General features: G+C 59.0%; 22 protein-coding genes. 11 read left to right on the forward strand and 11 right to left on the reverse strand.

Annotated elements, in window-relative coordinates:
• The first annotated feature begins 44 nt into the window (after positions 1 to 44).
• Positions 45 to 1,637 (forward strand): amino acid permease, encoded by a 1,593-nt coding sequence (locus tag CS919_RS04000; protein ID WP_099298197.1) that lies wholly within the window; start codon positions 45 to 47, stop codon positions 1,635 to 1,637.
• A gap of 23 nt (positions 1,638 to 1,660) precedes the next feature.
• Here the strand turns inward: CS919_RS04000 and CS919_RS04005 are convergent, their stop codons facing one another.
• On the reverse strand, positions 1,661 to 2,116 hold the full coding sequence (locus tag CS919_RS04005) for a heat shock protein transcriptional repressor HspR (protein WP_099298198.1): 456 nt from the start codon (positions 2,114 to 2,116) through the stop codon (positions 1,661 to 1,663).
• Positions 2,117 to 2,129: 13 nt separating this feature from the next.
• On the reverse strand, positions 2,130 to 3,356 hold the full coding sequence (dnaJ, locus tag CS919_RS04010; RefSeq protein WP_099298199.1) for a molecular chaperone DnaJ: 1,227 nt from the start codon (positions 3,354 to 3,356) through the stop codon (positions 2,130 to 2,132).
• A 272-nt stretch (positions 3,357 to 3,628) separates the two neighbouring features.
• Between dnaJ and CS919_RS04015 the strand changes: the two genes are divergently transcribed.
• Positions 3,629 to 4,729, forward strand: coding sequence for a hypothetical protein (locus CS919_RS04015; RefSeq protein WP_099298200.1), 1,101 nt, complete (start codon positions 3,629 to 3,631; stop codon positions 4,727 to 4,729).
• A gap of 78 nt (positions 4,730 to 4,807) precedes the next feature.
• Here the strand turns inward: CS919_RS04015 and grpE are convergent, their stop codons facing one another.
• Positions 4,808 to 5,449 (reverse strand): nucleotide exchange factor GrpE, encoded by a 642-nt coding sequence (grpE, locus tag CS919_RS04020; protein WP_099298201.1) that lies wholly within the window; start codon positions 5,447 to 5,449, stop codon positions 4,808 to 4,810.
• A complete protein-coding gene (dnaK, locus tag CS919_RS04025) occupies positions 5,449 to 7,299 on the reverse strand; it encodes a molecular chaperone DnaK (RefSeq protein ID WP_099298202.1) in 1,851 nt (616 codons plus the stop codon). The genes grpE and dnaK overlap by 1 nt, the downstream gene beginning before the upstream one ends.
• 261 nt (positions 7,300 to 7,560) lie before the next feature.
• Between dnaK and CS919_RS04030 the strand changes: the two genes are divergently transcribed.
• The 5 genes from CS919_RS04030 to CS919_RS10945 all read left to right on the forward strand — a co-directional run bounded on the left by CS919_RS04030 (position 7,561) and on the right by CS919_RS10945 (position 11,217).
• A complete protein-coding gene (locus CS919_RS04030; RefSeq protein WP_099298203.1) occupies positions 7,561 to 8,523 on the forward strand; it encodes an alpha/beta hydrolase in 963 nt (320 codons plus the stop codon).
• Positions 8,524 to 8,679: 156 nt separating this feature from the next.
• Positions 8,680 to 9,351 (forward strand): hypothetical protein, encoded by a 672-nt coding sequence (locus CS919_RS04035; protein WP_099298204.1) that lies wholly within the window; start codon positions 8,680 to 8,682, stop codon positions 9,349 to 9,351.
• Positions 9,352 to 9,417: 66 nt separating this feature from the next.
• On the forward strand, positions 9,418 to 10,671 hold the full coding sequence (locus tag CS919_RS04040) for a pyridoxal phosphate-dependent aminotransferase (protein ID WP_099298205.1): 1,254 nt from the start codon (positions 9,418 to 9,420) through the stop codon (positions 10,669 to 10,671).
• A 105-nt stretch (positions 10,672 to 10,776) separates the two neighbouring features.
• A complete protein-coding gene (locus CS919_RS10820; protein WP_234990798.1) occupies positions 10,777 to 11,055 on the forward strand; it encodes a hypothetical protein in 279 nt (92 codons plus the stop codon).
• Positions 11,056 to 11,082: 27 nt separating this feature from the next.
• Positions 11,083 to 11,217, forward strand: a complete 135-nt coding sequence (locus CS919_RS10945; RefSeq protein ID WP_268803746.1) for a hypothetical protein — start codon at positions 11,083 to 11,085, stop codon at positions 11,215 to 11,217.
• Between the two features lie 96 nt (positions 11,218 to 11,313).
• Here CS919_RS10945 and CS919_RS04050 read toward each other — a convergent pair whose 3' ends face one another.
• The 5 genes from CS919_RS04050 to dcd all read right to left on the reverse strand — a co-directional run bounded on the left by CS919_RS04050 (position 11,314) and on the right by dcd (position 16,518).
• Positions 11,314 to 12,648, reverse strand: coding sequence for a UDP-glucose dehydrogenase family protein (locus tag CS919_RS04050; protein WP_099298206.1), 1,335 nt, complete (start codon positions 12,646 to 12,648; stop codon positions 11,314 to 11,316).
• 108 nt (positions 12,649 to 12,756) lie between these two features.
• The gene (locus tag CS919_RS04055) at positions 12,757 to 14,376 is read right to left on the reverse strand and encodes a glycine betaine ABC transporter substrate-binding protein (protein WP_099298207.1); all 1,620 of its coding nucleotides are present in this window, start codon (positions 14,374 to 14,376) and stop codon (positions 12,757 to 12,759) included.
• The gene (locus tag CS919_RS04060) at positions 14,369 to 15,058 is read right to left on the reverse strand and encodes an ABC transporter permease (protein WP_099298208.1); all 690 of its coding nucleotides are present in this window, start codon (positions 15,056 to 15,058) and stop codon (positions 14,369 to 14,371) included. The genes CS919_RS04055 and CS919_RS04060 overlap by 8 nt, the downstream gene beginning before the upstream one ends.
• Positions 15,055 to 15,867 carry an ABC transporter ATP-binding protein gene (locus tag CS919_RS04065; protein WP_099298209.1) on the reverse strand — a complete coding sequence of 271 codons (813 nt, stop codon included), beginning with the start codon at positions 15,865 to 15,867 and terminating at the stop codon, positions 15,055 to 15,057. The genes CS919_RS04060 and CS919_RS04065 overlap by 4 nt, the downstream gene beginning before the upstream one ends.
• Positions 15,868 to 15,951: 84 nt before the next feature.
• The gene (gene dcd / locus CS919_RS04070) at positions 15,952 to 16,518 is read right to left on the reverse strand and encodes a dCTP deaminase (RefSeq protein ID WP_099298210.1); all 567 of its coding nucleotides are present in this window, start codon (positions 16,516 to 16,518) and stop codon (positions 15,952 to 15,954) included.
• A 641-nt stretch (positions 16,519 to 17,159) separates the two neighbouring features.
• Between dcd and CS919_RS04075 the strand changes: the two genes are divergently transcribed.
• Together CS919_RS04075 and CS919_RS04080 are read left to right on the forward strand one after the other, a co-directional pair.
• Complete coding sequence (locus CS919_RS04075) at positions 17,160 to 17,510, forward strand: hypothetical protein (protein ID WP_099298211.1); 351 nt, start codon at positions 17,160 to 17,162, stop codon at positions 17,508 to 17,510.
• Positions 17,511 to 17,559: 49 nt separating this feature from the next.
• Entirely contained in the window at positions 17,560 to 17,943 is a 384-nt protein-coding gene (locus CS919_RS04080; RefSeq protein ID WP_099298212.1) for a hypothetical protein, read from the forward strand.
• A 128-nt stretch (positions 17,944 to 18,071) separates the two neighbouring features.
• Here the strand turns inward: CS919_RS04080 and CS919_RS04085 are convergent, their stop codons facing one another.
• Together CS919_RS04085 and CS919_RS04090 are read right to left on the reverse strand one after the other, a co-directional pair.
• Complete coding sequence (locus tag CS919_RS04085) at positions 18,072 to 19,808, reverse strand: VanW family protein (RefSeq protein WP_442333885.1); 1,737 nt, start codon at positions 19,806 to 19,808, stop codon at positions 18,072 to 18,074.
• Between the two features lie 155 nt (positions 19,809 to 19,963).
• Entirely contained in the window at positions 19,964 to 21,217 is a 1,254-nt protein-coding gene (locus tag CS919_RS04090) for a glycoside hydrolase family 3 N-terminal domain-containing protein (protein ID WP_099298213.1), read from the reverse strand.
• Positions 21,218 to 21,255: 38 nt separating this feature from the next.
• Here CS919_RS04090 and CS919_RS04095 point away from each other — a divergent pair, with 38 nt between their 5' ends.
• Positions 21,256 to 21,831: a universal stress protein gene (locus CS919_RS04095; protein ID WP_099298214.1), complete on the forward strand. Its 576-nt coding sequence runs from the start codon at positions 21,256 to 21,258 to the stop codon at positions 21,829 to 21,831.
• A 53-nt stretch (positions 21,832 to 21,884) separates the two neighbouring features.
• On the forward strand, positions 21,885 to 22,094 hold the full coding sequence (locus CS919_RS04100; protein WP_099298215.1) for a DUF2613 domain-containing protein: 210 nt from the start codon (positions 21,885 to 21,887) through the stop codon (positions 22,092 to 22,094).
• Positions 22,095 to 22,119 lie beyond the last annotated feature (25 nt).

Genomic DNA, 22,119 nt, shown 5'->3' on the forward strand with positions numbered 1-22,119 from the left:
GCGTGTTGTGGTGCGATGATTCAACAAATCGGATTCCATTGACTATGGTTCTTTTGGTGAAGACTTCAAATAATGGGTCTAACCCAACTAATGGCGTTGCAGTTCCCGCATCCAGTGAGCCCGCGCCAGGCACCGCCGAAACTTTGGTTGTCGACGATCCTCGCACCGTGCGCATGGGCACCTTGGTGAGCCTCATCGTGGGCTCCTGCGTGGGCGCGGGCATCTTCGCGCTCCCCCAAAACGTTGCGTCCGTGGCCTCGCCCGGCGCGGCGATGATCGGCTGGGCCATCACCGGCGTGGGCATGCTGTGCATCGCGTTTGTATTCCAAGCACTCGCCACCCGCAAGCCCCACTTGGATTCCGGCGTGTACGCCTATGTACGCGCTGGGCTGGGAGATTTCATTGGCTTCGCCTCCGCCTGGGGCTACTGGCTGGGCACGATCATCGCACAGGTGGGATATGCCACGCTGTTCTTCAGCTCGTTGGGATTCTTTCTTCCCATCTTTGACGGCTCTCGCCCGCTCGTGCAGGCCTTTGCCGCCTCACTGCTGACCTGGGTGATTTTCACTGTGCTCTCCCGCGGCGTGCGCCAGGCCGCGATCCTCAACGTGGTAGCCACGGTCGCCAAGATCTTGCCGATCATCGCCTTCTTGGTCTTGGTGGCTTTCGTGGGCTTCAACCCCGAGGTATTCACCGCAGATTTCTGGGGTCATGCTGCCACCTTCGGCGAGAACCAAGACCAGTCCGCAACGCTGATGGACCAGGTCAAGGGCATGATGCTGTTCACTGTGTGGGCCTTCATCGGCGTGGAGGGGGCCTCCACGTACTCCAAGCGCGCTCGTCACCGTAAGGACATCTCCGTCGCCACTTTCATCGGCTTTGTGGTGGTCTTTGTCCTGCTGATGGCGGTCAGCTTCTTGAGCTTCGGTGTGGTTTCCCGCGAGGAGCTCGCAGCCATGGGAGACAACTCCATGGGATCCGTTCTTCAGGCTGCCGTGGGCGATTGGGGCGCCGGACTGATCAGCATCGGCCTGTGCATCTCCGTGCTGGGTGCCTACGTGTCCTGGCAGATGCTTTGCGCCGAGCCCATCACCTTGATGGCTCAGGACGGACTGCTGCCCAAGATCATCGGCAAGACCAATTCCTTGGGCGCCCCCGTAGTCTCTCAGCTGTGCTCCGCCGTGGTGATCCAGGCGTTCATCGTGGTGTTCTACCTCAACGAGTCCACCTACACCACGATGGTGCAGCTGGCCACCTCGCTCTACCTGCTCCCCTACGTATTCTCGGCGCTCTACCTGCTATTCCTCTCCACGCGCGGAGAAGGCATCGCACACCCGGACGCGGGTCGAAAGTTCGATCTCTCCGGCCCGAAGGTCAGCTCGTCCACCAACACCATCCACTTGGTGCTGGGACTGGTCGCATTCCTGTACTCACTGTGGCTGCTGTACGCCGCAGAGCTGAAGTTCGTCCTGCTGGGCACACTCTTGGTGCTGCCAGGCTTGATCATCTACGTGATCACCCGCGTGCGCGCGGGCGGACGCATCTTCAACCTTTTCGAGTGGATCATCGCCGCACTGATCACCGCCTGCGCGCTCTACACGCTCTACGGCATCCTGACGGGCTCCGTTTCGCTATAGGCAGGCCGCAGCCAGCAGGACACTTAATCCCGCTTGCGCCGCCGCGGTTCCCACATCACCACTGCCGTGGAGCGTGGCACGTGGACGATTTCTCCCCGGTTTCTTCCCGACGCCGAGCTCTCCGCCCGCATCTGCTGCTGAGCCTTTGCCAGCTTCTTGCGTAGCTGCGCGGCCTCGTGCTCCAACTCGGAAATGCGATTTTGCTGCTCGATTATGGTGCGGATACCCGCGAGGTTGACACCTTCCTCGTGCGAAAGCCGTTGGATCTCCTGCAAGTCCTCGATGTCCTTACGAGAGTAACGGCGCCCGCCGCCTTGGGTGCGCTGCGGAGAGACCAGCCCCATCCGGTCATACGTGCGCAAGGTTTGTGCGTGCATACCCGTGATCTCCGCCGCAACGGAGATCACGAAGACCTCGTGCGTGCCTTTGCGGGCTGCATTCTCGCCTTGTTTATCGGAATTCTGGGAATTGCTGTTCATGATGGATCACCTGTCACTTACCTTCCCAGTTTTCCCGCGGATCAAAGCCGCTGCGCTTTTCCTCTTCTGAGTACTTGCGCAGTGCGCTCATCGCGCCTTCGTCGAGGTCCGTGGGCACCTCCACCTTGACGGTCACCAGCAAATCGCCGCTGGCGCCGTTGCGCTTATTCACGCCGCGTCCCCGGACCCGCAGGGTGGTGCCATCAGCGGTGCCTTGCGGGATGCGCACGCGAACTCGGGAGTCCAGCGTCGGCACCGTCACGGCTCCACCGAGGACCAGCTCGGAGAAACTGACCGGCACGGTCAACTTGAGGTCGTCGCCGCTGCGAGTGAAGACCTTGTCCTTCTTCACGTGCACCGTGACCAGCAGATCGCCCGCTGGCTTTCCGCGCTGACCAGCGGCACCTTGCCCGGCCAGCCGCACCTTTTGACCGTCCACAACGCCCGCGGGCACGCGGACGGTGATGGTGCGCGGACGGGTCTGACGGCCTTCGCCGTGGCAGTCTGGGCACGGTTCCTTGATGATGGTTCCTTGCCCGGCGCAGGCCTCGCAGGGGCGCGAGAATCCGAAGGATCCGCGGTTCTCGCTGACCATTCCGCTGCCGTGGCACTGCCCACACGTTTGTGGCGAGGTGCCTTCCTTGGCGCCCGAGCCGTGGCAGGTGGCGCACGGGGCGGGGCTGGTCAGGCGGATGGGGATGGTCACGCCCTTGGTGGCCTCGCGGAACTCCAAGGTGATCTCGGTTTCCACATCCGAGCCGCGATCCCGCACGGTGCTGTGCGTGGCGCCGCGTCCTGCAGACGCGCCCGCTCCAGCGCCTGCGCCGCCGAACATGCCACCGAAGACATCGCCGAGGCCGCCGCCTCCGAAAATGTCGGACATGTCGTACTCGGCACCACCAAACGAGCTGCCGAATCCGGCGCCGGAGCCGCCGAAACCGCCCATGCCGCCCATTCCGGAGCTCCTGCGTGTGCCGGCTCCGCTCATGCCGAAGCCGCCAGAGGCTATGAGCCGCTTAAACTCGTCGTATTCCTTGCGCTGTTCTTTGTCTCCCACCACGGAATACGCTTCCGAGGCAGTCTTAAACCGTGCTTCTGCTGCTGCGTCGCCTGGCTTCTTATCTGGATGATCCTCCCGTGCAATCTTGCGATACGCCTTCTTGATTTCTTCGGCGCTCGCACTGGAGGACACACCCAGGTCGCGGTAGTAGTCCTTATCTACCCACTCCTGTTGTGACATCCTCATTCTCCTTCATAGAATTTGCTGCGGCGTGCGTGCGTTTAGTGGCTGTTCTGCCCAAGTGTTTGCCGTAAAGGCCTTACACGCACTCACTCAATATTCTTGAGTCTACCCCGCTTAACTTTTTTGATCTACTCAACCTAACGCGGCGCTCTACTTATTAATTCCCCAATTCTCCACCTCCTTTTCCCACAGCCTCTCTCATGGCTTTCCCAGCATGTCTTTAGGGCGGTGAGGGCAATGCCTGTCCTGCGGTTCGTTAGGGTGGAGGTATGAGTGCCCGCAGGAACAACTGGTTCAAACGTCTCTTTGGCGATTCCGCCTCAGATTCCTCCAGCGCACGGCCGCAGGGAAGTTCGGATGATTCTTTTTCGACGCCAACCCCGCCCCCTTCCAGCTCTTCCCCCGAGTCTCCGGAGGAGCCAACCCCCACTGAGGCGGAGGTTGAGCCAGTTCCAGCTCGCGCCAGCACGCCTGTGAACGTCAATTCCAGCCCGTACCTGACGGTGTTTGACCCCTCGACGCTGGAAGATGCGGAATTCTACCGTCGCATGCGTGTGACTTTGCAGCCGCTGGAGATCGCCGAAGCATCTGGCGGAACCGCAGACTTCGAGCCCCACGCGCCGGTGCGTCCGTTTAGCGCCGATACGCTGATCCGCCTCACGTTGGACATGCCGCGCGACGGTGCAGAACCCACACCGCCCCAGCCACGGCAGGCAGCAACGGAGCGCGACCGCAAGGTGAGCATGCACGCCACGTTCCCGCTGAACGAACAGACCATGGCGGATCGCGGCCCCGTCGAGGATCTGTACCGTATGGGCTACCGGAATCTGTGGCAGGAGCTCATCGATTCTGACCTGCATGTCAACGAGATCTCGCCGGGCCCTAAGGAAAAGGTATGGGCTTTTGAGGGCACCTCGCCATATATCGGCAGCGCCCCTATCTTCTTGGAGGAGCTGATTGAGAAGTTCCTCCCGCAGATCGATATGGATTCCGGCGTGCTGTTTACCATGCCTTCGACCGGCCAAATGCTGGTGCGTGACGTCACCGCAGGTATGGAACTATTCCACACCATCGGTCTGCTGGCCACGGCGTCCGCGGACGAATACTTCAAGTCCCCGGACAAGATCAGCCCTCGCCTGCACCTGTGGCACGAGGGTCAGATTGAGACAATTTCCGATATCAAGATGCCGGAGCCCGGCGAGCAGCAAACGGAAATTCAGATCAAGCCCACGGCGTATCTGATGGCGCAGATGAATGAGGGGCCTGACGCGCCGGAGGATTGGATGAAGGGCTTTGGCAGCCCCTCGGACGATCCTGATGATCCGGACGACAATGGCCCAGACGGCCCCACTCCCCCGCCGGTGGCGTAAACGCGCTCCATTCCTACACAACAAAGGGCTCCTGCCAGCACATTGCCGGCAGGAGCCCTTCCTGATCTAAACAGCTATTTACTGCTGATCGGTGATAATCACCAGCGCGGTGCGTAGCACCCGGTCACCCAGGCGGTAGCCCTTGCGCAAGACGGTGCCCAGCACCTTGACCTCGCCGGAAGACGTGTCCTGCACGGCCTCGTGGAGATCGGGGTTGAACTCGTCACCTTCATCGCCGAAGGCCTCGACCTTCAGACCACCAAGCACAGCCTGAAGCTTGTCGTAGGTGGACTTCAGCGGGCCGGTCAGATCTCCGTGAGATTCTGCCAACTGAAGATCGTCCATCAGAGGCAGCAGCTTGTCTGCCACATCTGCGCGGGCGTTATCCGCTACTGCCACGCGATCGCGCTCTACGCGGCGTCGGTAGTTGGCGTACTCAGCGGTCACGCGCTTGAGGTCATCAGTGGTTTCCTCCACCTGCTTGCGCAGGCGGTCTTCCTCATCCATTTCCTCAGCGAGTTCCTGCTCGTCAGCAACGGCATCCGCAAAAGCGTCTTCTTCAGCGCCTTCCTCTCCAGAGAGAATGTCCTGAACCTCTTGGTCCACGGCATCAACGTCGGCAGGTTCCGGGTTTACGTCGTTGGCTTCCGTCGCATCCAAGGTTTCCTCATCCGTGGCGGATGGGTCGCCTGGATTGTCAGTCCAGTCAGTCTCAGCCATTACTTCTTGTCATCCTCCTCATCGACAACCTCTGCGTCGACTACGTTAGGGTCCTCGTTTGCCGCACCCTCAGTGTCGCCTGCAGCGGCACCTTCAGCATCTGCTGCAGCTTCCTGCTCGTAGAGGGCCTTGCCGATCTCCTGAGACTCAGCGGAGAGCTTCTCCACTGCATCCTTAATGGCCTCGATGTCATCGCCCTTCAGGGCTTCGTCAACAGCCTTGGCAGCATCCTCGACCTTGTTCTTCTGCTCCTCGGAGATCTTGTCCTCGTTGTCGGTGACGAACTTGCGGGTCTGGTAAGCCATGGTCTCTGCAGAGTTGCGGACTTCTTGCTCCTCGCGGCGCTTCTTGTCCTCGTCTGCATGAGCCTCGGCATCCTTAACCATGCGGTCGATCTCTTCCTGAGACAGTCCGGAGCCATCCTGAATGCGGATGGTGTTCTCCTTGCCCGTTCCCTTGTCCTTGGCGGACACGGAGACGATGCCGTTGGCGTCGATATCGAAGGTGACCTCGATCTGTGGAACTCCGCGTGGGGCTGGAGCGATGTCGCCCAGCTCGAAGGATCCCAGCAGCTTGTTGTGAGCAGCCATCTCGCGCTCACCTTGGAAGACCTGGATCTGCACGGAAGGCTGGTTGTCCTCAGCCGTGGTGAAGGTCTCCGAACGCTTGGTTGGGATGGTGGTGTTGCGTTCGATGAGCTTGGTCATCACGCCGCCCTTGGTCTCAATGCCCAGGGACAGAGGGGTGACGTCCAGCAGCAGCACGTCTTTGACCTCGCCACGCAGCACGCCGGCCTGCAGAGCGGCACCCACGGCAACAACTTCGTCTGGGTTAACGCCCTTGTTTGGCTCCTTGCCGCCGGTCAGGTCCTTGACCATCTCGGAAACTGCAGCCATACGGGTAGAACCGCCCACCAGCACAACGTGGTCGATGTCCTTGACATCTACCTCGGCATCCTTGAGAACCTTCTCGAAAGGAACCTTGGTGCGCTCCAGCAGATCTTCAGTGATGCGCTGAAACTCGGTACGGGTCAGGGTCTCGTCCAAGAACAGTGGGTTCTTGTCTGCATCCACCGTGATATATGGCAGGTTGATGCTTGCTTGCTGGGAGGAAGACAGCTCGATCTTTGCCTTCTCAGCAGCCTCGCGCAGACGCTGCAGAGCCATCTTGTCCTTGGTCAGGTCGATCCCATTAGCGCTCTTGAACTTCTCTACCAGCCAGTCGACGATGCGCTGATCCCAGTCATCGCCACCCAGCTTGTTATCACCAGCGGTAGCGCGAACCTCTACCACGCCGTCGCCGATCTCCAGCAGGGAGACGTCAAAGGTACCGCCACCGAGGTCGAAGACCAGGATGGTCTGCTCCTTATCGCCCTTTTCCAGGCCGTAAGCCAGTGCAGCCGCAGTGGGCTCGTTGACGATGCGCAGCACGTTCAGTCCTGCGATCTGTCCAGCTTCCTTGGTTGCCTGACGCTCAGCGTCGTTGAAGTATGCAGGAACGGTAATCACCGCATCGGTGACGTCCTCGCCCAAGTAAGACTCAGCGTCACGCTTGAGCTTCATCAGCGTGCGAGCGGAGATTTCCTGTGGGGTGTAATCCTTATCGTCGACGTTCTGCGTCCAGTCAGTGCCCATGTGGCGCTTGACGGAGCGGATGGTGCGATCGACGTTGGTGACCGCCTGGTTCTTGGCGGACTGTCCGACGAGAACTTCACCATTCTTAGCGAATGCGACCACGGAAGGGGTGGTGCGTGCTCCCTCGGAGTTGGCGATAACGGTTGCCTCGCCACCTTCCAATACGGAAACCACAGAGTTGGTGGTTCCCAAGTCAATGCCTACTGCGCGTCCCATTTCTTTGTCCTCCTATGTAAGTGAACGGTGTATTTTATTTGAGCCTTTAGTGCCTCAGACTCAAGTACTGACATCCAGTATCCGCAAAATTTTCTTTGCGTCAAACTAACTTGAGTCCGTCCAGCTCAACTAGCTGACATCCTATACAACTCACGGCCACCCAAAGTTGTTCCCGATTCACTCAACTTTTTCCAAAAATTTTTCCCAACCCCTTCCCACCTGCAGCGATATCCTCCAAGAGTTTTCAATTAACCTAGGACCATGAGCTTTTTGGATCGGTTCGCCTCTCTGTTCTCCACAGATTCCTCCGAACCACAGACCACCCTCCCCGCCGAGCCACCCCACGCGCTCCGGCAGCACTTCGCCGTATCTTCCCGCGAAGTCAACGGCTTCGAGGTCTATTCAGTGGCCCCCATGAAATTCGCGGAAACCAGCGCCACGGACATCACCCACTACGATCCACACGCTGATTCCCTCGGCGAACTCCCCGCCGCGGATGCTGCCACCCAAGCCGTGCTGTACTTAATCCCCGGCGGCTTTGCCCAGCCAATCAAGGCACGGAACTGGGATTTCATCGCCCAGATGGCCGAGGCCGGGCTTCGCGTAGAGATCCCCTTGTACGGCCTCATCCCGGATTACAACTGCACTCACGGCTTAGATCTCATCTCTGCCGTCTACGCCCAATTGGTCGAAGATCACGGTCCAGAAAATATCTCCCTCATCGCTGATTCCGCCGGTGGCAGCCTCGCCCTCGGCACGTTTATTGCAGATTCCAGCCTTCCCGCGCCCCGGCAATTCATACTCAACGCACCGTGGGTGGACTTGGATTTGAGCAACCCTGGCGTCGAAAAATATAAGGACGCTGACCCCATCCTCGATCCCACCCAACTACGACCTCAAGGCAACTTGTGGGCCCAGGGCCTCGTGCACGCGGGCATCACGGACCCAGGTCACGCCACCGCGCATCCCACCGTCTCCCCGCTCAACCTCCCGGTGGAAAGGTGGCAGGAAGTCCTGGCCGGCGCAACGGTGGACGTGTGGTGCGGGGACAGGGATCTTTCTTTTCCCGACGCCACCGCGCTCACCGACCGCCTCAACGAAGCCGGAATCTCTGCCACCTTGCATCCCCAAGCGGGTGGAGTGCACATGTTCCACCTCACAAAATCACGCGAGGCCAAAGCAGCGCGCAAGGAGATGATTGCGCTTGTGACCAGCCAAAAATAGATAGTTTCGCAGTCTGAAACTCCGCACCTTTGGACAGGACGGCCGTCCCCAAACTCAGATTCCACGCCTCCCGTGGACTACCATGAGTTGAATTGGGTAATGCCGATTCTGGCCTGCAGGCCAGAGCATTGCCGCTTAGGAAGCTCGCCGTCGAATATGCGTAAGGGAGACCCGCAGATGTCCGCTGGTAACCCCCAATCTCAACCCGGCGAGGAGAAAAAGACCCTGCCGGAAGAAACAAGGAAGCCTGAAGCCACCGTGAGTACCTCCGGTTCAGAAACCGCCACTGAAGAGCAAGAATCTTCCCGTTTTGACCGGTTTATGGACAAAGCCCAAAGCATCATGCCTATCTGGGCATGGGTGGTCTGCGTGGGCATCATCATGGCGATTCTGCTGTCCATCCTGGCCTTCTTCATGATGAAGACCCTGGACGTGGGCCGGGACTCCTTCACCGGAGGAGACACCACGCTGTCTCCTCCGCACCCGGCCGCGACAACGACCGGCAAATGGGACGATGCCCCAGAGATTGGCGGCGGTGACGGCACTGCCGGTTCGGTCTACACGGAGTACTACGTGCCCCCGGCGCCGGCTGAGCCGTCCACCGAGGAGCCCCAAACTTCCGAGCCGAAGCCTTCCAGCTCCAAGCCAAAACCGTCGGATTCCCCCAAGCCTGAGCCCTCTGCCCCGAACGCACCTACTACCTCGGCACCTCCTGCCCCATCCGCTAATCCCAGCCCCTCACCGGAGCCCACGCCCACCTCTGGCGGCGACGCAGGAACCGGAAACGGTGGCGGCAACGACACAGGTAATGCCGGTGGCAACGGTTAGTTGTTCCGTCTCATAATTCGGAAAATCCCTCCCAAGGGTTAGATTCCGCCTCGACCAACTGGCACAATGGGAAGAATGAGTAAACCCCTTCGACCCAGCGAACTGCGCACGCTTGATCAATCGACCAAGCTGCAAAACGTTCTGTACGAAATCCGCGGACCGGTTAATTCCGAGGCGGAACGTATGGAGGCGGATGGCCACCGCATCCTCAAGCTCAACACTGGCAACCCTGCCGTGTTCGGTTTTGAGGCGCCGGATGTGATCATGCGCGACATGATTGCGGCGCTGCCTACAGCGCAGGGTTACTCCACATCGAAGGGCATCATCAGCGCACGTCGCGCGGTATTTTCGCGCTATGAGGTCATCCCAGATTTCCCCACGTTTGACGTGGAAGATGTCTACTTGGGCAACGGCGTATCCGAGCTGATCACGATGACCACCCAGGCGCTGCTCAATGACGGCGACGAAGTGCTCATCCCCTCCCCCGACTACCCACTGTGGACCGCTGCGACATCCCTGGCTGGCGGCAAGCCCGTGCACTACTTGTGCGACGAGGAAGATGATTGGAACCCGTCCATCGAGGACATCCGGGCGAAGGTCACCGAGCGCACCAAGGCAATCGTGGTCATCAACCCGAATAATCCCACGGGCGCGGTCTACTCCCGCGAGGTGTTGCAGAAGATTGTGGACGTGGCTCGGGAACATTCTTTGTTGATCCTGGCCGACGAGATCTACGACAAGATTTTGTATGACGACGCCAAGCACATCAACATCGCCAGCCTCTGCCCAGATCTTCTGTGCATCACCTATAACGGCTTGTCCAAGGCGTATCGCGTGGCCGGCTACCGTGCTGGCTGGATGGTTATCACCGGCCCGAAGCACCACGCGCAGGGCCTGATCGAAGGTATTACCCTGCTGGCCAGCACTCGTTTGTGCCCGAATGTTCCAGCACAGCATGCCATCCAGGTGGCGATCTCCGGCCGACAATCGATCGATGACCTGGTGCTGCCGGGCGGTCGCCTGTTGGAGCAGCGCAACGCCGCGTGGGAGAAGCTCAACGAGATCGACGGTGTGAGCTGCGTGAAGCCTATGGGCGCGCTGTATGCATTCCCGAAGCTGGACCCGAACGTGCATGAGATTCACGACGATGAGAAGTTAATGTTCGATCTCTTGCGTGCAGAAAAAATTCAGATGGTGCAGGGTACCGGATTCAACTGGCCGACCCCGGATCACTTCCGTGTGGTGACCCTACCGTGGGCTCGTGATCTGGAGCGCGCTATCGAGCGTTTGGGCAACTTTTTGTCCAGCTACAAGCAGTAATGCTCGGTCACGAAACATGCCTTTACTAAGGGCAGGTTTCGCAAAACGCACCCGCTCGAGGGTAGACCTCGGGCGGGTTTTGTGTTATTCACCACTATTTGCAGATTGTCGCATAATTTGCGCATTCTTCGCCGAGCTGCAGACGCAGCAGCGGGCACGTTCTCCGGTGATTTCCAGCTGCCACAGCGCTGGAATGACGAAGGCGTTCCCGTCACACACCCGGTGACCACGTTTCGCCGACAGACCACCGAGACCAACGCAAAAGTCAAGGGAGAAGGCGAGCTGGCGAAGTACCTAACCCAGCAGTACGGGTTCTCCTACGTCTACGAGGTGTACTGGAAGCTCAACCAGGTGGACGGCCCCTGTGAGTTGCCTGCGCATTAGCAGGGCAAGTTGGTGTGGGGATTCACCATGCTGGATAGCAACAACCAGAATGGCAAGTGCAGCGAGGATCACTCATGGCAGCCAGAGGACCGGCCGTACACCTCCTCCGTCCCGGAGGCGAAGTACTCCGAGCTGCGCATGGACGATGCACCTGCGTGGTAGGTCACTGAAGTACTAAGCAACGAAGCAGTCCAGCGAGTTTCTCGCTGGACTGCTTCGTTTTTCGTATGCCCTAGCGACACCGTTGGGCTAATTCAATTAACCGCGACCCAGAGCGCGGAACTCCCAACCTGCGGACTTCCATGCCTCGGTATTCAGGCAGTTGCGTCCGTCGATCACGATGGGCTTTCCGTGCACTGGCTCGCCCGCCACGAGGGTACGAGCCCATTCCGGATCCAGCTCCTGGAATTCCTTCCATTCGGTGGCAACCAGTACGATCTCCGCGCCGCGCAGCGCTTCCTCGATGGATTCTGCGTAGTTCAGCGTGGGGAACAAGCGCTGTGCGTTGGTCATAGCTTCTGGGTCGAAGACCGTCACCGCGGCACCACTGAGAGACAGGGATCCGGCCACATTCAGGGCAGGTGAATCGCGGACGTCGTCGCTATTGGGCTTGAAGGCTGCGCCCAGCACGGTGACGTTTCGACCCAACAGGGAGCCGCCCAGTTCCTGGCGTGCTAGTTCGACCATCTTCTCGCGACGCCGCATGTTGATGGCATCTACTTCGCGCAGGAAGGACATTGCTTGGTCTGCGCCCAGCTCGCCGGCGCGCGCCATGAAAGCGCGGATGTCCTTGGGCAAGCAACCTCCGCCGAAGCCCAGGCCAGCGCCGAGGAACTTGCGACCGATGCGTTCATCTAGGCCAATGGCATCTGCCAGCGCCGTGACGTCCGCACCCACGGTCTCGCAGACTTCGCTGACCGCGTTGATGAAACTGATCTTGGTGGCCAGGAAGGCATTCGCGGAGACCTTGACCAGCTCCGCCGTGGGAAGGTCGACGACAAGGAAAGGGGTGTCCTGCTGCAGAGCGTCCGCGTATACCTCGCGGGCTAGTGCTTCCGCGTTGCCGCCTTCATGAAGTCCCAGGACGATACGGTCTGGGCGCAGAGTGTCTTTGACTGCGTGACCTTCACGCAGAAACTCTGGGTTCCAGGCCACCTCGATAGAAGCGCCATCGTTGGTATTTTCGTCTGCCAAGGCCTGCAGCTGTGCTGCGGTTCCTACGGGAACGGTGGACTTTCCCAACACGAGGTGCTCGCCCTCGATCAGCGGCGCCAAGGATTCCACCACAGCGCGGACGTACGTGGTATCCGCGGCATAAGAGCCCTTCTTCTGGGGAGTGCCCACGCCGATGAAGTGCACGTTGGCGAACTGCGCGGCTTCCTCGTAATCCGTGGTGAACCCCAATCGCCCGCTATCTAGGTTTCGCTGCAGCAGCTCTGGAAGGCCGGGTTCGAAGAACGGAACTTTGCCTTCCGTGAGGGACTTGATCTTTGCCTCATCCACGTCCACACCTAGCACGTCGTGCCCCAATTCCGCCATGCAGGCGGCGTGGGTAGCGCCCAGGTATCCCGTGCCAAACACAGTCATACGCATAGGTGTTGATGCTACCGAGCGCAAGTGAATTAACGGTGAAACGAAGGTAAATGATTAGTCATTACTTTGCCTAGCCCACAGGGCCGCTAAGCAAAACCTATTCTCGGCCTAGTTTTCGGCGCTCACTTCATTGTTTTTCAACCAATCCCGTGCGATACGCAAAGAGTTCGCCTTCTCTGGGCCGGAATTGCGCAAGTTCATCTGCTTGAGCTCTTCCGTGGTGAGCTTGTCCTGCACCTTCTGTAAGGTCTCACGCATCTGCTCCGTCATGCTGTCCTCGCGGGACAGCGGCACCACATTCTGCGGGAGAATCAACAGCTTCGGATCCTGCAGCTCCACCAGTTCCACCTCCCGGCCGTTTGGCCCGAGCACCGGCGTGGTGGTGTAAATATCGGCGGTATCCACGGACTTCTCCAACAAAGCCTGGACGGTCAGCGGGCCTCCGCCATCGCTGATAGGCACCAACTGCATGCTCTCCGCTGGAACCCCATACACGGAGGCCAGTCCCGGTGGACCATAGCTGCGGGTCTCGATTTCGGGCGATCCACCGATTTTCAGTGATCCACCATTGCCCGCCACCAGTTTGCGGAGATCTCCCAAGGTTTGTAGGCCATATTGCTCCGCAACTTCTGGCAGCACGCGATAGCTGTCCTTACTCTCGCCGGGTGCCACTGGACCGCTGCTCAGGCCTGCGGGAAGCACCTCGTTCAAAGCGGAGACGGCCTGTTCAGTGTCTGTGCCTGGACCCAGATCCACCTGCGGCGCTCCCGGGGATTCTGCGTAGTACTGCGCCACGTTGCCCACGTATTCCGGAACGATATCGATCTCACCGTTTTCCAAAGCTGCCAGGTAGGCATCGCGCGCACCAATCCCAGGAACCAGTTCTGCGTGGATCCCCTGCTTTTCCAACGCTTGCACGTAGATCTGAGCGATAATTTCGCTTTCCGGGAAATTTGCTGCGCCCACGCGCACTGTGTCCCCGCTGCGCGCTCCACCAAAGACGGTTCCCCCGGCCACAATGGCCACCACCAGGACTGCGCTCAGCACGGCCACCAACAACGGGAGTCCGCGCCGGTCTCCCTGAGCTTCCCCGACACGCGTCGACGACTGCTCCGGCGGATGCGGTGGCAGCATGCGCATCGCCTCCAAAATGATGACCAGCACGATGACCCACACCACGCCCACCAGCATCATGTGGGTATCGCGCTGAGCCAGTCCATCGATCAAATACCTGCCCAAGCCACCCGCACCGATATAGGCGCATAGCGTGGCAGTGGCCACAACCTGGGCTGCTGCGCTGCGAATACCATCGAGAATTTGTGGGAGAGCCAGCGGAATCTCCACCGAGCGGAGAGTCTGCATTTCCGAATGTCCGGTGGCTCGCGCGCCATCAATGACGCTTGGCTTGATCTGCTGCACGCCTGCATAGGAGCCAGCCAGGATCGGAGGAATGGCCAAGATCAGCAGCACGATCATAGATGGCAGCCACGCCCGATCCACCGCCCCGCCCGGCAAGAACAACGCTAGGACAGTCAGCAGACCCAGCGAAGGGATTGCGCGCAATCCGCCGGACATGGCCACGGCAACTGCACGGCCTCGCCCGGTATGCCCGATGAACAGCCCCAACGGCACCGCGATGAGGATCGCCGGAACGAGGCCCAGAAGTGAGAGCCACACGTGCTCCCATATTCGTTGGCCCACGGTGGCATTAAAGAAATCGCTAAGCATGACCGGCCTCCCGCAGAACTCGTTGCCACGGCATCAAAATGTGCCCTAAAACAACCAGAATCGCGTCCATGAGCAGCGCCACCACCACGATCGCCAGCGTTCCCACTATGATTTGCTCCGGGTAACTGCGTAGGAACCCCTGAGTGATCAGATCGCCGAGGCTACTGACACCCACCAGCGCTCCAACGCTGACCATGCTGATGGTGGACGCACTGACCACTCGCATGCCCGCCAGAATGCCTGGCCCTGCCAGCGGCAGCTCGACGTTCCAAATCCGTTGTCCCTCTGAGTAGCCAAGCGCACTCGATGCGCCTACGGCCGCCGATTGTGTTGCCGACGCCGCCGTGAACGATTCCGCGACCACGCGAGTCTGCAGCGCCATCCCGTAGAGAAACAGCGCGCTGATGACGTTGAATGGGCTGAGAATCGGAGAGTCAAAGATCATCGGCAGCAGCAGAAACAGCGCCAAGGAAGGAATGGCGTAGAGGATGCTGGTCAAGCCGATGATGATCGCGCCGCCGTCGAGAAATTTCCGCGACGTATTCTGCGCCGAGAGGCGATAGGCGGCCCAGCCCAACGGCAAGGAAACAAAGAAGGTCAACACGATTGGTGGCAAGGCAAGCCACAGGTGGCTCACCCCCAAATCCAGCACCGTATCCCAATTGGTGGTCAGCCAATTCATGAGCGTTCCAATGGCCCAATAACCGCACCAAACTCATCAACCACCACGTCTTGGCCGTTGACGGTCATGACTCGGTAGGTGGAATCGTCGATGCCAATGAAGCTGCGGACGAAGTCATTGGCTGGCTTGGTGGCGATATCTTCCGGAGGTCCCTGCTGCGCGATGTGCGCGCCTTCCTGTAGCAGCACCACATTGTCTCCCAGGGTGAAGGCCTCGCGGACGTCGTGGGTAACCAGGATGACCGTCTTGTGCAGGCGTTCCTGCAACTCAAGCATCAACTCTTGAAGTTCGCGGCGAACAATCGGGTCCACGGCACCGAAGGGCTCATCCATCAGCAGGATGTTGGGATCGCTTGCCAGCGCTCGAGCCACGCCTGCTCTCTGCTGCTGGCCACCCGACAACTCGTGCGGATAGCGGGCCAGCTGCTCCTCGGTGAGTCCCACCTGGGCTGCAGTGTCCCGTGCGCGCTTTTCTGCTTCCGCCTTGGATACGCCGTTGAGGCGCAGCACCGTGCCGATATTGAATCCCACGGTGCGATGTGGCAACAGACCCGCATCCTGCAATACGTAGCCGATTGAGCGGCGCAGCTGGATCGGTGGTCGATTCGAGACATCTTCATCATCGATGAGCACCATGCCGCTGGTCGGTTGCACCATCCGGTTCACGCAGCGAATGAGTGTGGTCTTGCCACAGCCCGAACTACCGAGGAAGACGGTGGTCTGACCGGTGGGCACTTCAAGACTGAACTGATCCACCGCGCGGCCACTGGCGCCGGGGAATTGAACGCTGACGTTCTGAAAGGTGATCACAATGAGCCCTCAAGGGGTGAGATGGATGGTCCGTGCGCCAAAAGATTGACTGTTCAAGCCTACCCCGAATGGCTCAAAACGTGCCTAGTTCTGAAAATTTAAGTACGCCTTGGATGCGGTGGGACCGCGCTGCCCTTGGTACTTGGATCCCAATGGGCCGGAGCCATAAGGATTAATTGCCGGACTGGTCATCTTGAAGATCGCCAGCTGCCCCACCTTCATGCCGGGGTACAGGGCGATCGGCAAGTTTGCCGCGTTAGACAACTCCAGCGTGATGTGGCCGGTAAAGCCCGGATCGATGAAGCCTGCCGTCGAATGAGTGACCAAACCGAGCCGACCCAGCGAGGACTTCCCCTCCAAACGTCCCGCGAGATCATCCGGGATGGAGAAGTGCTCCAGCGTGGAACCCAGAACAAACTCGCCGGGATGAAGAATGAAAGGCTCGTCACCCTCAACTTCCACCAGGGTGGTCAGCTCTTCCTGCGGAAGCTTGGGATCGATGTGCGTGTACCTGGAGTTATTGAACACGCGAAAAAAGCCGTCCAGGCGCACGTCGATGCTTGAAGGCTGGATCATTGATGCATCGAAGGGATCCAATACGAGGCGCTTAGCCTCGATGGCTGCTGTGAGGTCTCGATCAGATAAAAGCACAACCCTAGGATACCGTGCGCACTACTCTGGCTTCCGGACTATGGGGAATTGGTGCGATCCGATGAGCCATGGGCCCACTTTTGCGCAGCGTTGTAAAAATGCTGCACATTTGGGGGGGGTAAGGATTCTGTTTTTTAGCGAACTCCCCTCGTGATTTGAATCACCACCGAAGGCCTGCCAGATTTTTACAGTCTCAAGAAGGGCTTTAAGGTTCTGCATTCTGTTAAACAATGCAAGGTTCTTTTTTCGGGTTTAAACCTAAGAATTTGTTAAAACTGCAGCCTTCGATAGATTAAGATTACCTCGGCGAGAATCGGCGTTTTCCCTGCATCTCACACAAAACCTCACCTCACATGTGCTGAATTAAGATTCAGGAAGTGTTAATGAAGTTATTAAGAACTGCGGTATAAATGGAGGTGAACTTTAAGTAACAGCATTCTTGCTTCCTTGTTAGCAGAAACTCAGAGAGCATCTCTGGCCCATCAATGCACAACAATCAATTTTTCTTTTTTGGTGCAATATCTGAAATTTAGCTGTATTGTTCCTGTTGTCAGGATGCGAAGAACCTCCCGGAAAGACTGGTTCTAAATAAGTTTCGCATTCTTCGGCTTTCATTCATCTCACCTGAAAGGTTTACCAAGATGCGTAAGCTCCGTAACTCCGCTCTGGCCATCGCCACCGCCACCACCGTCGCACTTGGCGGAATGACCGTCGCTGGTGCTCAGGACGGCGGCGCCCTGCCAAACGAAGAGTCCAACGTCAACCTCTCCGAGACCGGCTCCTCCGCTGGCTCCCTGGGCGATGCCCTGGAATTCGGCGAAGAAGCTGATCCTCGTGCCATCTTCGGCTCCGACAAGTCCGGATTCGGCGACCAGCCGCTCTGGGCTCAGCTGATGTACGGCGTAGGTGTTGCAGGCGTGGCCGCCTCCATCTTCGGCTTGGTCATTGCTCCAGCAGCCAACTTCATCTACGCCAACTTCCTCGCTAAGTAATAGCTTCAGCGGACCACTTTCCACCACGAATAAGAGAAGGAATATTTTCATGAACAACTTCCGCAAGGCTGCACTGGCTCTGGCCACCGCTTCCGCAATCACCCTGTCCGGCACCGCAGTTGCAGGCGCACAGGAGAACACCGAGACCCCTGACTCCTCCGCTGCGCTGTCCTCCTCCGAGAACACCACCGAGGGCTCCACCAACGAGGATTCCGCTACCGGTTCCTCCAACCTCCTGTGGAAGATCGGCAACATCCTAGGCGCTGACCAGGGCGTGTCCGGCGAGGACATCTTCGGCTCCACCCAGACCGAGAACCAGCCAGCATGGGCTCCCATCTTCAAGTGGGGCACCATCGCTGCTGTCACCGGCACCGTCGTTGGCATCGGCATCGGCATCGCCAACGAGCTGAAGAACCGCGGCATCATCGTTTAAGTTCTTACGCTGACTCACCCGCGGCGCTCGCCGCCCGTGAATCAAAAATCTGCCTCCGATCAACACTGATCGGAGGCAGATTTTCTATGGCACCAGCCGCCAGTCAATGCGCGGAAACTACACCAGCGCTACTCGCAGGTCACAATCGGCTGCGGGTCATACACGGTGGTCTGCGTCTCTCGGGACAACTCTTGACCATTCAGATCCCTGATCACGCGCGTATCTGTCGTCGTAAAACCAGGGGCGCCAGAGGACGGCGAACAGTGATCGTCCTTATCCACGGTGCGCTTCTCCGGCTGCGTCGGATTGGTGCGACCACCAGGGATGGATTCCACTTCCACCTGCTTCTTGCCCTTGATCTTCACGGTGACAGAATCGCCACTGACAAAGCTCTCAATCTGCACCGGAACGTCAAAGGGGTTCTTAAACTGCAGGTCGATGGCACCTTCGTACACAGTCGCCTCGCGCCCAGCCGGGTAGCGGCTGATGTAGTAGGAGTGCGGGGTGTGTGCCACGTCGTCCATACCCGCGAAGTAGCTGGCGTTATACAGCGTGGTCGCAAACTGGCTGATGCCACCACCGACGGCCTCGGAAGCGCGACCATCAATGATAATTCCAGACTCCACAAAGCCTTGCGCCGTACCACGCGGGCCGGTGTAACCGTTGAGGCTGAAGGTCTCGCCGGGCAACACGTAGGCGGCGTTGACCATTTCCGCGGTACGGGCAATGTTCACTCCGGAAGGACCGGAGAAGTCACCCGTGGTGAACTCGCCCATCACTTCGTCGAAGGAAGCCTTTTCCGCTTCGTCAGTGGTGAACGTTGCCGGCTTGTCCTCGTAAACCACCTGCCAATTGCGCTTGTCAGTGTTGAGCGCCTTATCGGAAATATCGCCCAGGGTCTCATCCCACTTGATCTGCACGCCGTCCTGGTGAGGAATCACGCTCAACGATCCGCCGGACTGGCTGAAGCTCGCATTGCGGAATTCCTTTTCTGTGGAACCCAGCTGCTCCTGCAAAACCTGCTGGGCTGCCTCGTTATTCCAGCTCGGCTTGAGGCTTTCGGCCAATTCCGGCTTCTTGTTCTCCGGAACGTCCGGAACAAAAGTCAGGATGCGTCCCATATCGGTGGGCTTGATTTCACCCTTGACTTCGTCGCGACCGAAGAAGGTGATGGGCGCCGAGGTGGCGGGGTTGATCACGTCCCGGATCAGTTCGTCCGTATCTTCTGTGGTGATCTTGGCCTCTGTGACTTCGGCTTCACCGGTAACAGTGTGGTTGGTGCTCAACCACTCGCTCAAGACCTTTTCCCGCAGCTCCTCTGCTTCGATGGTCTGTCCAGGCTCATCGTCGGTCACGTCTGGTTTGCCCAGATCATTGACGGCCAGTGCCGCGTTCTTCGGATCTCGAGTCAGATCACGGGAGAGACGATCCATCGCACGATTGAAGGGACCATCGGCCACTGCGGAAATGATGCCCACTTCACGCTCTTCGAACAGGCTGCGCACGCGCTCGATAGGATTCAGCGGCTGCCTGCCCGCCTGATCCACGGTCGCACCCCAGTCCACCTGCAGCCCAGACTGCGAAGGCTGGATGGTGCTGGACATATTGCCGGCATTAACGATGACGGGCTCGCGCACCTCATCGCCCAAGTCGATGCGAAGCCGCTGCTCAGCTTGCTCTTCGGTCATGCCGCCAATGGCTACGCCGCCCACGGTGGTTCCGCGGGGCACGCGACCTTCGGACATGATCAGGTCCACGCCATAGGAGACTCCCGCGATGCCCACGATGGCAACCAGGATCCACGCCCAGATTGGCACCCGGCGGCGTTGTGCGCGCCCGTGCTGTGGTCGCTTCCCGACTTTCACGAAAGCCTCCTGCTTCGCAACCAATTCACATTCAATACGCGTCTTTGCGGTCGATAAACCTGCATTTCTCGTGGATAGTTTAACGCTTGTCCACGTGTGCTGGGAATTTGCGTGGCAAAAAACTTGCGTGTGCCCGGCGAATTTTCACCTGTGAATTAACTCAGATGAGCGCGAATAGTTGCCTCGTGCACGTGCTCGGCGCTGATCTTTCCGTCGACGATCGCTTGCCGAACAGCCGCGACGGTATCGTCCACGCTGATCGCCCCCGCCGCGGTGAGCGCCTGATCTGCCCCGGCTTGCAGCGCCACTACCGCAGCCTCGGGTCCTGGATGCGAATCAGTCACGGCCTTCATGCCGGTGAGGTCATCAGTGAAAATTGGCCCATTAAATGCAGCAGCGGCACCTCCGCGCGCACTAGGGGAATATCCTCCCGCACGAAGCAGCTGGTAAACGGCTGGATTGAGAGACGCCGGAGTCTGAGCGCCTTCGGTCCCCTTGCCGTCGATCCCCGGGGTCTGCATGTGCCCCACCATCGCGGCCATGCCCGGCAGTCGCGACAGTTCTGCAAACGGCACCATGTCCGCCGCTTCCATTTCCTCGCGCGGCGGCGCGGTCACGGTCCCCATGTGAGAATCGCCGGTCGCGTGCCCGTGACCTGGGAAGTGCTTCATTACGGGCGTGATGCCTGCGTCCATCAGCCCCTGCGAGTAAGCCGTCGCGTAGTCAGCCACCACGGTCGGGTCTGCACTAAATGCGCGGGAACCAATGGCGTTATCCTCAATGTTTTCCCCACCTGCCAGGTCCAGTACCGGCGCAAAGTCCATAGTAAAACCGAGGTCACGGAGCTTCTTGCCGTGTTCGAACATGATGCCGCGCACCTGTTCCGGCGTGTGTTCCTGGGCCATCTTTTGTGCCGACGCCAACTCGCCCGTCACATCACTGAGTCGCTGCACCAAGCCGCCTTCTTCATCCACGGAAATGACGAGCTCTCCCCCGGCCCGCTCTTGCAGGGATGCCAGGGAACGGGCTGGATCGCCGTGTCCGTTGAGCATGGAGAAGTCCGTGCCCGTGCCCAAGAAGAGGTGACGCACGCCCAGATCCACGGCGCGTTCGGCTTGGTCATAGTCGGTCACGCCCACCGCCAGCAGGGAACCGGCCAAGTCCTCTGCGGGTATGGCGCGGATGCAGTCCTCCGCAGTGGCGCGCGCTTGTTCCTTACTATCTGCCATCAATCCGCGGCATTCCGCGAGGGTGGGATTGTCCGAAAAGGGTTTATTTTCTTGGCTCTGCGAGGCTGATGATTCAGAGGTGGATACGGTGACACTGCTCTGCGTGGCCTGGGGCTGCTCGGCGGTGGAGGAACATCCGGCCAATGCCAAGACGGAAAGTACAACTAATTTTCGGCGCATACTACTAACCTAGACATTGTTAACAGACAAGGAGAATCATGACCGAGCACACAGAGTCCTCTCAGTATTCCGAGTCGAATGCCTCCGCAGCGCCAGCTTCTGCCGGTGCACAGGCAACAGGAGGCGAGGTGTGTTTGATCGCGTATGACGGTTCTCAGCAGTCTCGCTCCGCGATTGAATACGCCGCCAAGTTCCTCTCCATGGATCGCGCGTACATCCTCACGGTATGGGAACCGATCCATCGACAGGCAGCCCGAGCTGCGGGAATGAGCGGAATGATGCAGCACGATTGGTCACAGGATGGCAGCCATGAGTCCACCGAGGAAGACCCTGCTTATGCGGAGGCGGTGAAGATCTGTAAGGAGGGCGTAGAATTAGCTCGCCAAAATGGCTTTGATACTGAACCTTTCTTGGTAGAATCATCCACAGCTATCTGGAGCGCTATCGTCGATGCTGCTGAAGAATTGCAGGTTGACCTTATTGTTTCCGGAACTAGGGCACTTTCTGGCTGGAAATCAATACTTCAGTCAAGTGTCTCGGATAGCATCATCAAACATGCGGGCTGTCCAGTGTTGATTGTTCCGCCCGGAGTTGGCGAGGATAGTCAGGAATAATTCAGCCCTCGCTTCACCCGCTTAACGCATCACTTAGGAATAGGAATTCGGACATGGCATTTGAGAACGAGCCACAACAACGCCGCTCAGTTGGCCCAGCGATCGCAGCTGCTGTCGTCGGCGTGATCCTCGGTGGCCTTGCCGCCTTCGGTGCGGGTGCCGCTGCCGATGACACCGAGCTCCCCTCTGCTGAAGAAATCGCAGTGAACAGGGATAACGCTTTCTTGGGCTCCGTCCAATACGGCGGCCGTATTGAAGGCTAGGCGAGTAAAGTTACTCGTTTCACCT

It is taken from the genome of Corynebacterium dentalis, from assembly GCF_900232865.1.
GTDB lineage: Bacteria > Actinomycetota > Actinomycetes > Mycobacteriales > Mycobacteriaceae > Corynebacterium > Corynebacterium dentalis.